The 14,894-nt window shown below is 63.5% G+C and carries 12 protein-coding genes and 3 pseudogenes; 6 read left to right on the top strand and 9 right to left on the bottom strand.

From position 1 onward, the window contains the following. Window positions 1–234: 234 nt before the first annotated feature. Window positions 235–1,173, bottom strand: a complete 939-nt coding sequence (locus tag AWB77_RS04440; protein WP_061133203.1) for a LysR family transcriptional regulator — start codon at window positions 1,171–1,173, stop codon at window positions 235–237. Window positions 1,174–1,351: 178 nt separating this feature from the next. On the opposite strand from AWB77_RS04440, the pseudogene gbd reads away from it, so the two are divergent. From gbd to AWB77_RS37130, 6 genes and pseudogenes are all read left to right on the top strand, one after another. Then, window positions 1,352–2,490: pseudogene (gene gbd / locus AWB77_RS04435) on the top strand (4-hydroxybutyrate dehydrogenase). Between the two features lie 60 nt (window positions 2,491–2,550). Then, window positions 2,551–3,855: an MFS transporter gene (locus tag AWB77_RS04430; protein ID WP_061133202.1), complete on the top strand. Its 1,305-nt coding sequence runs from the start codon at window positions 2,551–2,553 to the stop codon at window positions 3,853–3,855. A 61-nt stretch (window positions 3,856–3,916) separates the two neighbouring features. Continuing rightward, window positions 3,917–5,119: an alpha-hydroxy acid oxidase gene (locus AWB77_RS04425; RefSeq protein ID WP_074168844.1), complete on the top strand. Its 1,203-nt coding sequence runs from the start codon at window positions 3,917–3,919 to the stop codon at window positions 5,117–5,119. An 18-nt stretch (window positions 5,120–5,137) separates the two neighbouring features. Next, window positions 5,138–5,926, top strand: a complete 789-nt coding sequence (locus AWB77_RS04420; RefSeq protein ID WP_061133200.1) for an SDR family oxidoreductase — start codon at window positions 5,138–5,140, stop codon at window positions 5,924–5,926. Window positions 5,927–6,223: 297 nt separating this feature from the next. Continuing rightward, window positions 6,224–6,584, top strand: a pseudogene (locus AWB77_RS04415) (ATP citrate lyase citrate-binding domain-containing protein); the annotation flags it as partial. Window positions 6,585–6,595: 11 nt separating this feature from the next. Beyond that, the gene (locus tag AWB77_RS37130) at window positions 6,596–6,730 is read left to right on the top strand and encodes a hypothetical protein (RefSeq protein WP_279616165.1); all 135 of its coding nucleotides are present in this window, start codon (window positions 6,596–6,598) and stop codon (window positions 6,728–6,730) included. Between the two features lie 158 nt (window positions 6,731–6,888). On the opposite strand, the pseudogene AWB77_RS04410 reads toward AWB77_RS37130, so the two are convergent. The 8 genes and pseudogenes from AWB77_RS04410 to AWB77_RS04375 form a co-directional block, all read right to left on the bottom strand. Then, window positions 6,889–7,608, bottom strand: a pseudogene (locus tag AWB77_RS04410) (Rossmann-fold NAD(P)-binding domain-containing protein); the annotation flags it as partial. A 264-nt stretch (window positions 7,609–7,872) separates the two neighbouring features. Beyond that, window positions 7,873–8,553 (bottom strand): GntR family transcriptional regulator, encoded by a 681-nt coding sequence (locus AWB77_RS04405; protein ID WP_061133653.1) that lies wholly within the window; start codon window positions 8,551–8,553, stop codon window positions 7,873–7,875. A 120-nt stretch (window positions 8,554–8,673) separates the two neighbouring features. Then, the gene (locus AWB77_RS04400; protein ID WP_061133198.1) at window positions 8,674–9,576 is read right to left on the bottom strand and encodes a polysaccharide deacetylase family protein; all 903 of its coding nucleotides are present in this window, start codon (window positions 9,574–9,576) and stop codon (window positions 8,674–8,676) included. Window positions 9,577–9,605: 29 nt separating this feature from the next. Further along, the gene (locus AWB77_RS04395) at window positions 9,606–10,364 is read right to left on the bottom strand and encodes an SDR family NAD(P)-dependent oxidoreductase (protein ID WP_061133197.1); all 759 of its coding nucleotides are present in this window, start codon (window positions 10,362–10,364) and stop codon (window positions 9,606–9,608) included. Window positions 10,365–10,397: 33 nt separating this feature from the next. After that, window positions 10,398–11,318: an NAD-dependent epimerase/dehydratase family protein gene (locus tag AWB77_RS04390; protein ID WP_061133196.1), complete on the bottom strand. Its 921-nt coding sequence runs from the start codon at window positions 11,316–11,318 to the stop codon at window positions 10,398–10,400. Beyond that, window positions 11,315–12,979 carry an ATP-binding cassette domain-containing protein gene (locus tag AWB77_RS04385; protein ID WP_061133195.1) on the bottom strand — a complete coding sequence of 555 codons (1,665 nt, stop codon included), beginning with the start codon at window positions 12,977–12,979 and terminating at the stop codon, window positions 11,315–11,317. The genes AWB77_RS04390 and AWB77_RS04385 overlap by 4 nt, the downstream gene beginning before the upstream one ends. Continuing rightward, window positions 12,976–13,818, bottom strand: coding sequence for an ABC transporter permease (locus tag AWB77_RS04380; RefSeq protein ID WP_061133194.1), 843 nt, complete (start codon window positions 13,816–13,818; stop codon window positions 12,976–12,978). The genes AWB77_RS04385 and AWB77_RS04380 overlap by 4 nt, the downstream gene beginning before the upstream one ends. Next, window positions 13,815–14,855, bottom strand: a complete 1,041-nt coding sequence (locus tag AWB77_RS04375; protein ID WP_061133193.1) for an ABC transporter permease — start codon at window positions 14,853–14,855, stop codon at window positions 13,815–13,817. The genes AWB77_RS04380 and AWB77_RS04375 overlap by 4 nt, the downstream gene beginning before the upstream one ends. Window positions 14,856–14,894: the final 39 nt, after the last annotated feature.

The raw sequence follows: 14,894 nt of genomic DNA, 5'->3' as shown, positions 1-14,894 counted from the left end.
TAACCAACAAACGTCTTGTTAGCAGCGTTGCTCACGGCCTCCTTCCATGTTCGATCGCCGACGAGCGTGGAGCGGAGAATGCGCAGCGAATTGCAGCCTGGAATTGACCTTATAATCTCCATAGTGGTGTTGGTATAGCGTCTAAGTTGCGTGTTTGACACTTGATCCTACCCACGAACTGCCACGGAACGGCATTAGACCGCATCCCCCCGCGACAGCGCGCCTGCAGCGCTTCTATCCCCCCAACACCACCTTCCCTGCCACCAGTTCGTTTCGCAGCAGCCGCGCCCCGGGCGACAGCGGGGCGCCTCGCGTGGTGACGAGTTCGTACGGCTCGCTGCGCGAGGTGAACGACAGCGGCAAAATGCGCGTGGCTTCGTGCCTGACGAAGAACTGAGCCACGTCGATGGACACCAGCGCCACGAACGAAGGATTGTCTTGAAGCAGACTTAGCGTCGCGAAGGCCGACGTCGTCTCCAGCAGGCTCGACGGAAAGCGAATCGCGGCTTGCTGAAATTCGCGCTCCAGCAGCACGCGCATGGGCATGTTCGCGCGATAGACCACCCAACGGTACGCGGCCAGATCCTTGAGCGTCACTTTCTTCGCCTTGCGTAACGGATGCTGCACGTTCGCCACGACCGCAAGCGTTTCATCCTGCAGCTTGACGCTCTCGTACATCTCCGGATGCTGGCTGACCGAGGTCCGGCAGATAGCCAGGTCCAGCCGTCCCGCATCGATGAGACTCAACAGCGTCTCGCTGGCGTCCTCGATGATCTCGACAGACATTTCAGGCTGCCGCGAGATCAGCGCGGACACGGCACGGGTCAGCAAAGGCACGGCGCCCATGATGACGCCGACCGCGACACGTCCGCCATGTCCCCGCAGGATGCCCGCGATCTCTTCCCTCATGTGCGACAGATCGGTGTAGATCAGCCGCGCATACCGGATCGCGCAATGTCCCGCGTCGTTCGCTTCGAGCCCGCGCCGCGTGCGCGTGAACAGCGCTGTTCCAAGGGTGGTTTCGATTTCCTGAAGCGCCTTGCTCGCTCCGGGTTGCGTCAAGCCGACCTGATTGGCCGCTTTCAGGAGCGAACCGTGATCGCCCAGCGCAACGAGCAACCTGAGTTGCCTGACGTGAAGGCGCGAGGCGATGGAATTGACATTGGGTGTCATGAGACTTGAGAGAGAGTTATATCAGCATGAGAACTTCTCAATTTTGCTCCGATGCGCCTCTCTCTATACTTCGGCGAAAGAACGCATAAAAACAGCGCGCCTCGACCATTTGCGGAAGATGGGCAGCGCAAACCGACAGCGCGTCGAGTAACGGAAACTATAACGGAAGGTCATCATCATGTCTCTCATCAACTACGTTACGCAGATCCAGTTCGACTTCGGCGCGGTGAACCTGCTGAAGAGCGAATGCGAACGCCTTTCGATCCGGCGGCCGCTGATCGTGACGGACCGGGGCATTCGTGCCGCGGGCATTCTCGACACTGTGCTGAAGGTGCTGGAGCGCGCCGACGGCGAGATGATCTACGACGCCACCCCGCCGAATCCCAACGAAGCCGCGGTGCGCGAAGCGGTCGCGCTGTACAGGCGAGCGGAATGCGACGGCATCATCGCAGTGGGCGGCGGCTCGTCGATCGATCTTGCAAAGGGCGTGGCCGTCTGCGCGACGCACGAAGGCCCGCTTCAGAGCTTCGCCGTCATCGAGGGCGGCGCGAGCCGGATCACCGCGAAAACGGCGCCGGTGATCGCGGTGCCGACCACGGCGGGCACCGGCAGCGAGGTCGGACGCGGCGCCATCCTGATTCTGGACGACGGCCGCAAGGTCGGTGTGATCTCGCCGCATGTCGTGCCGAAGGTCGCAATCTGCGTCCCGGCCTGACGGTCGGCCTGCCGCCGCAACTCACCGCCGCCACCGGCATGGATGCGATCGCGCACTGCCTGGAAACCTTCATGTCGCCGATGCGCAATCCGCCGGCCGACGGCATCGCGCTGGACGGCTTGCGGCGCGCCTGGGCGCATATCGAACGAGCCACGAAAGAACCGACCGACCAAACCGCGCGGGAAAACATGATGATGGCTTCGATGGAAGGCGCACTCGCTTTCCAGAAGGGACTGGGCTGCGTTCATAGCCTGAGCCATTCGCTCGGCGGAATCGACCCGCGACTGCATCACGGCACGCTCAACGCCATCTTTCTGCCGGCGGTCGTGGAGTTCAACCGAAGCGCTCCGTCCATGCGCGACGAAGAAAAAATGGAGCGCATGGCGAGCGCCATGCGGTTGCGTCAGGACACGGAGATTTCGTCGGGGCTACGCGACATGACGGCACGCCTCGGCTTGCCGACCGGCCTTCGGGCGCTGGGCGTCACGCGCGAGATGTTTCCGCGCATCGTGTCGGGCGCGCTCAAGGATCACAGTCATAAGACCAATCCGCGCGAAGCATCGGAAGCGGATTACCTCGGCTTGCTGGAAGCGTCGTATTGACGAAGAGACGGACGCCCGGCCAAACGAGGCGTCCGCGCATGACACGGACGGAGACACCGCATGAACAAGAGCAAACGGATCGTACGGATCCAGCGCATTTCCATCTTCTTTCTGACCCTCGCCGGCAGCATCAACTATCTGGATCGCAGTGCGCTTTCCATCGCGAATAGCGTGATTCGCGGCGAGATGGGCCTGAGCGCGTCGCAGATGGGCCTGCTGCTGTGCGCCTTCTCGCTCGCCTATGCATTCGCGCAACTGCCGGTCGGCGCGATGCTCGACCGTTTCGGCGCGCGCGTGATGCTGGGCTGGGGCATGATCCTGTGGTCGGTTGCACAGGCCTGCTGCGGGCTCGTCGGCAATATACAGCAGTTCTTCCTGGCGCGCGTGTGTCTCGGCATCGGCGAGGCGCCGCAGTTTCCGGCCGGCGCGAAGGTCATCGGCGAGTGGTTCGCGGTGCGCGACCGCGGCACGCCGACCGGCATCTTCGTCGCGTCGACGACCGTAGGCCCGGCGATAGCGCCGCCGATCCTCACCGCCATGATGCTCGCGCTCGGCTGGCGCAACATGTTCTTCGCGACGGGCGTGTTCGGCGTCATCGTGGCGATCGGCTGGTATGTCGCCTATCGCAATCGCGACGAAGTGAAGCTCGCGGCCGAGGAAACCGCCTATCTGAACCAGGACTCGCACGAAGACGAGAACAGCAAGCCGCTCAGCGGCGCGCAATGGCGCAGCCTGTTCCGGCAGAAGACGACGTGGGGCATCTTCTTCGGCTTCATGGGCGTGATCTATACCGTGTGGCTCTACCTCACATGGCTGCCGGCGTATCTCGAACACGAACGCGGCCTAAGTATCGCGAAGGCGGGCTGGGTCGTCTCGATTCCCTATGTCTTCGGCACGCTCGGCATGCTGAGCAGCGGCTTCACGGCAGACCGCCTGTACCGCGGAGGCTTGCAGGCGATCGCGAGCCGCAAGTGGCCGATCTGCATCGGTCTCGTGGGCGCGGCCGCGTTCACCGTTCCGGCGGCGCTGACGCCGTCCACCACGCTCGCCGTGATCTACATCTCGGGCGCGATGTTCTTCATCAATCTGGCATCGGGCGGTGCGTGGTCGCTGATCTCGATCGCCGCGCCGCGTCAGGCAGTGGCCTCGCTCGGCGGCATCCAGAACTTCGGCGGATTCCTGGCCGGCTCGGCCGCGCCGATCGTCACCGGCATCGTCGTGGACCGGACGCATTCGTTCGTCGCCTCGCTGATCGTGAGCGCGGTCATCGCGCTGCTCTCGGCGGTGGCGTATCTGCTGCTCGTGCATCGGCCTGTCGCGGTGTCGGAAGACGTCGGGGAAACGGCCGTCGGCGCGCTTTCCTGATTCGGATGCCATACCGGCCTGCGTGCCTTTCGAAAAGATCTTTGTCGGAGCTCGAGTTTCAATGCGAACAGTAACGTGTGTCGAAGACCTTCGCGTCATGGCAAAAAAGCGGGTGCCCAAGGCGTTTTACGATTATGTCGATAGTGGTTCGTACACGGAATCGACTTATCGCGAGAACGGTCGCGCGTTCGCGCGACTCACGCTCAAGCAACGCGTGGGCGTGAACGTGGAAGGGCGCAGCACCGCAAGCACGATGCTCGGTCAGCGGGTCGCAATGCCCGTGGCCATCGCACCGACCGGACTGACCGGCATGCAATGGGCCAACGGCGAGATTCTGGGTGCGCGCGCGGCCGAGCGCTTCGGCGTGCCGTTCACGCTCTCGACCGTGAGCATCTGTTCGATCGAGGATGTTGCGGCTCATACGAAAGCGCCGTTCTGGTTTCAGCTCTACGTCATGCGCGACCGGGGCTTCAACCAGTCGCTGATCGAGCGCGCGAAGGCCGCCGGTTGTTCGGCGCTTGTGGTCACGCTCGATCTGCAGATCAACGGGCAGCGTCACAAGGATCTCAAGAACGGCATGACCGTGCCGCCTCGCCTGACGGCGGCGAATCTGCTTGATTTTGTGCGCAAGCCGGGCTGGGTGATGCGCGCGGCGTCGGGCCGACGCAACTTCGGCAATCTCGCCGGCTTCATCAAGGGCGGTGACGATGTGATCGCGATCAGCAAGTGGGTCGCATCGCAATTCGATCCGAGCCTCGACTGGGACGACATCGCGCATATCCGCAGTCTCTGGCCCGGCAAGCTGGTGCTCAAGGGCATCATGTGCGCCGAGGATGCGCGCATGGCGGCTTCGCTGGGCGCCGATGCCATCGTCGTCAGCAATCATGGCGGACGGCAGCTCGACGGCGCGCCGTCGACGGTCGAGGCCTTGCCTGCCGTGGTGGACACCGTGGGCGACGCCACTGAAGTGTGGGTCGATGGCGGCATCCGCACGGGCCAGGATGTGATGAAAGCGCTCGCGTTGGGCGCGAAGGGCACGATGGTCGGCCGAGCCTTCATGTATGCCCTCGGCGCGATGGGCGAACCCGGCGTCGCGCGCATGCTCGAGATTGTGCGGAACGAACTCGACGTGACGATGGCACTGACAGGCGTCCGGTCGATCGGTGAGATCGGGCCGCACAACTTTCACGAGCCGCGTGTTGCAAAGGCTTTCCGCGCGCGCACGGGCGGGGCCATGACTCAACGAGAAGAATCTGTCATTTGACTGGAGGTTGGACGCACAATGGATCTGCAAATCGAGGGTAAGTGGGCGCTCGTTTGCGCCGCGAGCAAGGGGTTGGGGAAGGGCTGCGCCGAAGCGCTGGTCGCTGAAGGCGTCAACGTCGTGGTGACGGCGCGCGGCGCAGACGCGCTCGAATCGACGGCAGCCGGGCTTCGGCAACTGAATCCCCGCGTTCAGGTGATCGCCGTGGCGGGCGACATCACGACGAGCGCCGGTCGGGAGCGGGCACTGAGCGCGGCGCCCCGCTTCGACATCCTGATCAACAATGCGGGCGGGCCGCCGCCCGGCGACTTTCGCGACTGGACCCGAGACGACTGGATCGCGGCGCTGGATGCGAACATGCTGACGGCCGTCGAACTGATACGCGCCACCGTGGATGCGATGGCCGAGCGCGGCTTCGGCCGGATCGTCAACATCACGTCGGGTGCGGTGAAGGCGCCCATCGATGTGCTCGGGCTGTCCAACGGCGCGCGTTCCGGCCTGACCGGCTTCGTCGCGGGTCTGGCCCGGCAGAAACGGATCGCGGAGCATAACGTGACCATCAACAATCTGCTGCCGGGCTTGTTCGATACCGACCGCCTGAAGCAGTCCACCCACGCGGCCGCTACCGCGCAGGGCAAGGCGTATGACGCTGTGCTCGAAGCGAAGCGTCAGGCAATACCGGTAGGCAGATTCGGCACGGCGCAGGAGTTCGGCGCGATGTGCGCTTTCCTGTGCAGCGGACACGCGGGCTACTTGACCGGTCAAAACATCCTGATGGATGGGGGCTCGTTTCCGGGGACGTTCTAACGGATCGTTTCATCGCGGCCATCAGTCATGACGGGCGTTCATCTCTGAGCTCCAGAATCAGGCGGCGCTACCGGCGTGCAACGCGTCGTCTAGTCGCCGCCTCTTTTGGCATTGGTAACGTTTGCACATCAATGCTTCGAAAAATTGCACCTCTGGTTTCAGCCTTCTTGCGCAAGTATCTCGTCTCAAGACGTTCATAAAAGAGAACGCGTCGGAGACAGGCACGAAGCGCAGCACAGCGTTTCCCGGCATACGGTGCACGTCCGTTCAGGGCTGCCGTCAAGAGTCATCGGCGCCTATTGGCTGAAGCAGTCGAATGTGCTGTTCATCATCGGCGGCAAGTCCAACAACACCGACATCTTTGAAACCCTGCGCGATGGCCAATGCGCTGCGCGAGCACTTCAGCGAGCACGGATCGACGCCGCTCCATCTCGTGCTCGGACGCGGCGGCCCAAACCTCGTGCGCGGCATGTCCGCGCTGCGCGACACGTGCGATTCGCTCGGCCTGCCGTATCGCCTTTTTGGCTTCGACTCCGACATCAGCGAGGTGATCCAGTACGCGCGCCGTGCCGATACATGGATGCAATCGGGCGGACGCGCGCAGGTTGCGGCGCGCATCGGCGCGCGCGACGCGCAATCGCATACGGCATCGGCTTGAGGAGATCGAACATGCACAAGCAAGGCAATAGTCCTTTCGAATACTGCGTCGGCATTCAGCCGCTGGCGGATATCGCGGCAGGCGAAGACCGCGTCTGCGTGCTCAACTTCTTGGGCGGCGAATCATCGGACGTGACGCCGGTGTGAACGCGATGCCGCAACGCCGCCATCTTTGTATCGAGGCACGAGCGGGTAGACGAGGGCCATATCTGTAAGGCTCATGCACTTGTCGCGGCGCATCTCGAGAATGAAGCTTAGCCGGACGGCAGGTTCGCGTACCGCAGGGATCTGAACGGCCGCTCGCTTTACGAAGCGTGGCTCGATATCGAAGCTCGAACATCAGGCGTGAGACATCCGAGGCCGATGAGCGTCTTTTCGACGGCCACGTCCAGCGGCGTATGCGGCTCGTGTCCGAGCGTCTGGACGAGCCGCGCGTTATTCAGATGCACAGGCGTCGTCCATAGATAGCGCATTTCCTGAAGCTCCCTGAATGTGACATTGAACGGCGCGGCAAGCGCGAGCAGCCACCACGGAAAGCCGACGACAGCGGGCGCGCGCCCTGTGCGGCGCGCTACTACACGACGGATCGCGTCGGCAAAGCCGGTGCCGTCCCCGTCCCAATGACCGCTCATGTGAAAGCGCGCGAACGCATCGAGCGAATGGTGGTGCGCAAGCAGTTCAACCATCGTGCGAGCTACATCGGGCAGACACGCCCATTGATGCCCGATGCCGCGCGCACCGGGGTTCGTGATCTTCGTGACCGCCTTTCCAGGCTTCGCGAGTCCTTGCGCGAGCCAGTTATTGCCCGCCTTCGGCCCGAAAAAATCGCCTGCGCGCACGATCAGCACACGCGCACCTTCCTTGCTCGCGCGTTGCAGACGCTTTTCCATTTCCACGCGAATCGCGCCTTTGCGCGTGACGGGATGCTGCGGCGCGTCTTCGTCGATAAATGGAAACGCGTCCGGGCCGAAGTTGTAGACCGTCCCCGGCAACACGATGGTAGCGCCCTGCGCCTTCGCCGCCGCGTGGTGTCTCGGAATTGACGCTTCGCCTCACCTGTTCGACGGAGACGGTATCGCGCCAATGTCCCGCTGTCCATGGACAGTCTAATGATGATCCAGAACCGCCTCGGTAATGGTCGGTCAGACGATGACGCCAGTCCGCGAAGTGGGTTTGATGTATCGCGCTGGCCGCGATCGCTCGGTGAAAGACAGGGAGGGAGGCTAGCTCCGCAGATGCGGCACGCCTGGGCCAGACCTGAATATCGGCGGCCGACCGCGGCGAGGGCCTCAATCGCGCCGCCTGAATATCTCCTCGAGGTCGACCTCTTCTTGGACGACATCGAGATTCAGCGAGCTTTCGATGTGGTCGAGGTGATGAAGCATGAGTTCGACCGCCCGTTCGCCTTCGCCCTCCGCGATCGCGTCCACGACGGCGGCATGCTCGTCAGCCCGGCAACTCGCGCTTATCGGTGCGTCGTAGAGCAGGATCACCAGGCACGTAAGCGTCGTCAGCTCACGCATGCTGCGCGTGAAGGCGGAATTGCCTGATAACGTCGCGACCAGGTTGTGGAATTCCCCGGAGAGCCGAATGACCGCGCGCTTGTCGGCGCGCTCGCGGGCATCCATTTCGAGGCCTAAGTGGTTGCGCAGTTGCGCGAGCTTGTCAGGCGTGGCGGCCCGCGTAAGCCGACGTATGACGGCCGGTTCGATGACCCTGCGCGCCTCGAACACGTCTCGCGCCTGATCGACCGACGGCTTCGCGACGAACCAGCCTTTCTTCGGATAGACCTCGACGATCTGCTCATAGGCGAGACGGCTGAGGGCGTCGCGCACGCGCGCGCGATTCACGCCGAAGATGCTTGCAAGCCGCTCTTCGGCGAGTTTCGTGCCGGGCAACAAACGGTGTTCGAGCAGCGCAACGTATATCTGCTCGTAAATCTCTTCGCTGGTATTGTCGCCCTCGCGCATCTTGCGGGGTCTGCCTGTCTGCTTTTCGCCGACTGTTTTTAGCATGTGCTGCACTTCGAGAAATAGCGCATGTCGAGGTCGACATGCCGTTGAATTGACGTCCACGAGCGCTGGTCGGTGTTACGCAATGAGCGGATGCTCCGCAATCCAGTGACGCGCGATGTCGATACGCCGCGTCACCCATACGTCTTCGTGCTTCATCACGTGATCGAGGAATCGCTCGAGCCCGGCGGCGCGCGCCGGATGACCGATCAGACGCATGTGCAGTCCGACCGACATCATCTTCGGCTGCGTCGCGCCTTCCCGATACAGCATGTCGAAAGTATCGCGCATGAATTCGAACCACTGACTGCCGGTTCCGACCGAACTCGCGTACTGTCCGTCGTTCGTGGTGAGCGAGTAGGGTATCACCAAATGCGGACGATTCCCGACGACCCTCCAGAACGGCAGTTCATCGCCGTAGTAGTCGGAATCGTAAAGGAAACCACCTTCCTCGGCGAGCAGCCGGCGGGTGTTCACGGACGGCGAATAACGGCAGTACCAGCCATAAGGGCGTTCGCCTGTGGTGCGAGTCAGCGACTCGATCGCGCGGCGAATATGCTCGCGTTCGGTGGCTTCGTCGAGTTCGTAATGCTTGATCCATCGCCAGCCGTGGCTGCATACGTCGTGGTGTGCCTGGCGGATCGCTTCGGCGGCTTTCGGATTGCGCTCCAGCGCGAGCGCGCAGCCGTAGACGGTAAGCGGCAGGCCGCGCTCTTCGAAAAGCCGCATCAGGCGCCAGAAGCCGACGCGGCTGCCGTATTCAAAGAGACCTTCCGCGGCGAGATCGCGGCCGCGCACGCCCGAATTCAACCCGTGCGATTCGGTGAACCACGTCTCGGTCGCACTTTCGCCATCGCCAATGGAAGGCTCGGAGCCTTCCTCGTAGTTCATCACGAAGTTGATCGCGATGCGGGCCTTGCCCGGCCATCGCGGGTTGGGCGGCGTTGCGCCATAGCCGATAAAGTCGCGCTCCAGTTCCATACGTCGCTCCCGTTGAGTCGAATGAGTCGTCAAAGCATCACGTCGCCGCCGTTGGGCGAGAGCGTCTGGCCGATGAAATACGCGCCGCCCGTCTCGGACGCGAGCAGCAGCGCCGTTGGCGCGATTTCGTCGCTTTCACCGAAACGGCCGGCGGGAAGCTGCGAGAACTTCATTGCGCGCCAGGCGTCCGTGAAGCTTGCCAGCATTGCGGTTTCGACCGGCCCCGGCGCGATGGCGTTGACGGTTACGCCGTGCGGTGCGCCTTCATAAGACAGTGCGCGCGTGAACCCGACGACGCCCGCCTTCGATGCGCAGTAGTGCGCCATGTCGTGCGTGCCCTTGTAGGCGAGCTGCGATGCAATGTTGATGACGCGCCCATACTTGCGCGCGATCATGTCGGCGAAAAACTGCTTGGTCACGAGGAAGGTGCCGCGCAGGTTCACTGCCATCATGCGGTCCCATTCGTCGATGGACAGGTCGACGAAGGATGTCTCGCCACTGATGCCGGCCGCGTTCACGAGAATATCGACGGCGCCGAGTCTTTCGCGTCCCCATGCGCCGAGGCGCGCGACGGACGCCGCATCCGTCACGTCGCATTCGGTCGTCGCAACACGCGTGCCGTTGGCGCCGAGTTCATCGGCGAGCGTTTGAGCGCCGGCTGCATCGCCGATATGCGAAATGCCGATGCTCGCGCCATGTGCCGCGAACAGCCGCACGATTGCACGGCCGATGCCGCTGTTGCCGCCCGTCACGAGCGCGGTACGACCCTCCAGCGAAAACGATTCCATGAACACTCCTGTCAATAAGAAACCGGCGCCGCGTCAGCGGGCGACTGCTTCGGCAAGCCATTGCGCATAAGCCCGAATGCCGGACTCGATGTCGTGGCGCGGGCGAAAACCCAGATCAGTGGCTGCGGCCGAGATGTCGAACTGCTCCTGAAGCTCGTCGAGCGGATCGGGCCCGCGTTCGAGCTCGATATCGGCGTCGGGCATCACACGGCGCACGACGTCGGCGACCTCGCCCAGCGTGAGCCGGATGCCGCCCGTGATGTTGTAGACGCGCCGGCGAAGCACGGGCGCGTCGAGGGCCGCGAGCAGAGCGGCGGCGGCGTCGTCGACATGGATGTACTGGCGATGAAAATCTGCACCGAACGGCACGCGCGTCGGCTGCGCGCGCATTGCGTCGGTCAGCATGCGGCGAATCATGCAGTCGGTGGTGCGATGCGGACCGTAGACCCACGACAGGCGCAGACTCACGCCGTCCACGCCGTATTGTCTCGCGTAGGCGCTGACCAGCTGCTCGCCGCAGACCTTGCTCGCACCATAGAGACTCGCCGGCGTCATCGGCACGTCCTCCTTCACGGGGCCGGGCGGCGTGTCGCCGTAAGCGCTCGTCGACGAGCAATAAACGAAGCGCCGCGCGCCGTGGATGCGTGCGATCTCCAGCATGTTGGCCGTGCCGCCGATGTTGACATCGAACATGGCGATGGGATCGTCGCGGGCAACCATCGGTCCCGAGAATGCGCCGCAATGAATGACCGCGTCGATTCCGTGACGCGCGAGCGCATGGAGCCGATGTACGTCGCGCAAGTCACCTTCCAGTACGGTCATCTCGCCGATGCGCAGTCCGCCCGCGCGATCCACCGGGATTACCGCGTCGCCGCGCGCGTGCAGCAAGCGGGACACAACGCGTCCGACGAGACCGGCCGCGCCGGTCACCATGATTTTCTGCGGCTGGCTCATTGTCGTGCCCCTGCGACGTCGAGATGATGAACGGTTCTGGCTACTTCCTCGATCGGAAGCTCGGCTTGCAACAGCTTGCGCGTGTAATCCTCTACGGGCCGCTCGAACACGGTGTCGGCCGTGCCCGTCTCGATGATCTTTCCGTGCCGCATCACCGCGACGTAGTGCGCGAGCGAGCGCACCGAGTTCAGGTCGTGCGTGATAAAAAGCGCGGACAGGCCCATCTCGCGCTGAAGATTGCGCACGAGGTCGATGATCTGTGCGCGCACGCGGATGTCGAGCGCGGTCGTGCATTCGTCGAAGACGACGAAATCGGGGTTCGCGGCGAGTGCGCGCGCAATGCCCACGCGCTTCTGCTCGCCCGCCGTGAGATCGTGCGGATACGCGCTCGCGCGCCGCCGCGAAAGATTCACGAGATCGAGCAACTGCAGAATGCGCGCTTCCCGATCGGCGCGGCTCATCTTCTCGCCGAGCGCAAACGGCTCTGCAATCAGATCGCGCACCTGCCAGCGCGGATTCAGCGACACATACGGTTCCTGAAACACCATCTGCATCCGTCGCCGCACGCTGCGAAACGCGCCAGGCGTCATGTCGAGCGTGCTCACGCCGTCGAAGCGCACGACACCCGAGTCCGCGTCGAGCAGACGCAGAAGGCATTGCCCGGTCGTCGTCTTGCCCGAACCGCTTTCGCCGACGAGTGCGAGCGTTTCGCCCCGTCCGATGGAAAACGAAACGTCGTCGATCGCGCGCACCACGGCGTGATTGCGATCCGAAACGAAGGTCTTGACCAGATGCTCGACTTCCAGGAGCGGACGCGGCGTCTGGGCCGCCTGCTCTCCGGCGGCTTGCGCGCCGCGTGGCGCGGGACGCACTTTCGCGGCATCGAGCAATTCGCGGCTGTAGGACCGGGAAGGAGATCGAATGAACGGGCCGACGTCCGCGAGTTCGATCAGTTGCCCGTCCTTCATGATCGCAACGCGGTCGCAATAGTTCGCAACGATGCCCAAGTCGTGCGTCACCATCACGACGCTGAGACCCAGTTCGCGCGCCTTGCTCGCGAGCAGGTCGAGCACCTGCAATTGGATGGTCGCGTCGAGCCCGAGCGTCGCGTCGTCGGCGAGGAGAACCCTTGGCTGCGCGATCAGTGCCATCGCAATCACCACGCGCTGCGCCATGCCGCCCGAAAGTTCGTGAGGATACGCGTGGGCTCGCGCTTCAGGATTGACGATGCCCACTTGCCGGAATAGCTCGATGGCTTCGCGCCACGCCGCCTTCCGGCCGATGCGCTTGTGGACGCGCAGCACGCGTACGATCTGCGCACCGACCGTCTCGACTGGATCCAGCAGCATCTTCGCGTTCGTGCCGATCAGCGCGACTTCACCGCCGCGATATCCGCGCTTTTCACGCGCGGACATGTCCAGCACGGACTTGCCATCGAGCACGATCCGGCCGCCAACGACACGGCCGCCTTCCGGCAACAGGTCGATGATGGAACGCGCCAGCACCGATTTGCCCGCGCCGGTTTCGCCGACGATGCCGAGTATTTCGCCCTTGCGCAGCGCGAAGCTCACCCCGTCGAGCACGCGCCGCGACGGCGCGTCGTCAAAGGCGACGCAGAGGTCGTGCACTTCGAGCAATGGAGATGAAGGCGCGCTGCTCATGACTTGCCTCGCGTGACGGGATCGGAGAGACGCTTGACTGCATCGCCGAGAATCGCGAAGGTCAGCACCGAGACGATGATGGCGAGGCCCGGAAAGAGCGCTGCCCACCAGACGCCGAGAATCATCTGCTGCGCGCCGTTGGCGACCATGAGGCCCCACTCGGGCGTCGGCATGCGCACACCCGCGCCGACAAACGAGAGCCCTGCCGTCAGCAGAATGGCCATGCCGATGCTGATGGAAATCTGCACGATGGCGGGCGTGATGGCATTGGGCAGGATGTGGCGGAACATGATGGCCTTATCGGTGGCGCCGCTGCACACCGCCGCGCTGATGAAGGGCCGGTCGCGCAACGACAGCACTTCCGCCCGGATCAGGCGCGCGAACATCGGTATGAAAAGGACGGCCAGCACGATCGCGACGTTCCAGATTTCCTGACCCATGACGGACACGAGCGCCATGCCGATGACGAAAACCGGGAACGACTGGATGAAGTCGAACACGCGCATCACGAGCGTGCTCAGCAGGTTTCGGTAATAGCCGATGAAAAGCCCGATAGGCACGCCGATCGCGAAGGCGATGGCCACCGCCGTGACGCTGATGAGCAGATTGATGCGCGTCGCATAGATGACGCGCGAAAGGATGTCCATGCCCGACACGTCCGTGCCGAACCAGTAGTGCCACGATGGCGGCTTCAGGATGTTGGACGGGTCGGCGTCGATCGGCGAGTGCGGCGCGATGACGGGCGCGAAGACGATCAGCACGATCTGCAGCGCGAGCAGCGCGAGCCCGATGACGAGCGCTGCATTCGCGCGGCCACGCAGGGAAAAGAGCGGTTTCATATCTCGATCCTCGGGTCGGCGAGGCCGTAGAGCACGTCCACGGCGGTATAAACGAGCAGGATGAACGCGGCGGCCACGAGCACGAAGCCCTGCAGCGCGGGATAGTCGCTGTTCATCACCGCCTGGACCGCGTACTGGCCGAGGCCGCCCCACGCGAAGATCGTCTCCACCAGCACCGCCGCGCCCAGCAGGAAGCCGAATAGAAAGCCGATCATCGTGATGATAGGGGGCAGGCTGTTGCGCAATGCACTGAGCACGAGCGTACGCTCGGAAAGACCGGATGCGCGTCCGTGACGGATGAACTCGCTCTTGTAGAGGCCCTCGAACGTGGCGCGCGTCAGCTTCATCAGGCCGCCCATGTTGACGATGGTGAGCGTGAGCACCGGCAGCCACAGATGCGATACCGACGAGCGCCATGCTTCCCAGTCGCCGGCGATCACGCTGTCGATGGTGTAGAAGCCCGTGACCGTCGGCGGCGGCGTGACGAACGAATCGACGCGTCCGAACGGTGCAGGTGCAATGCCGGCGAGATGAAAGAGGGTGTAGATCAGCAGCAGGCCGACCCAGAAATCGGGGATGGCGCCCGCAGCGAGCCCATACACGCGGCTCGCGCGATCGACGACGCCGCCGGGACGCACCGCCGATGTCACCGCGATGCCGACGCCAAGCACCACGGTGAGGATCATCGAGTACACGATGAGTTCGAGCGTCGCGGGCACGCGTTGCAGCAGGTCGACGGTCACGGGATTCGACGTGAACATCGAGGTGCCGAGATCGCCGTGCATCAGCGCCGACACATAGCCGCCGAACTGAGACCAGACGCTGCCGTTCAGATGCAGCCGCTCGCGCAACGAAGCGATGGCTTCGGGCGTCGCCATGTTGCCGAGCATCAGCAGGGCGGGATCGCCGGGGAGTAGTCGAATCAGCAGAAACGTCGCGAACATCACGCCGAACATCTGCGGAACGAGTATGCCGATCCGCGCGATGACGATGCGCAACGGGCGTGGAACGGATCGCCATGCAATGAAAAGAGACATCGCGCTGGTCCTCGAAAAAGGGTGAACCGCGCGCACGCC

Source organism: Caballeronia fortuita (genome assembly GCF_001544835.2).
Taxonomy (GTDB): domain Bacteria; phylum Pseudomonadota; class Gammaproteobacteria; order Burkholderiales; family Burkholderiaceae; genus Caballeronia; species Caballeronia fortuita.
Note: the sequence above shows the minus strand (reverse complement) of the source record. Positions and strands in the feature narration are given on the sequence as shown.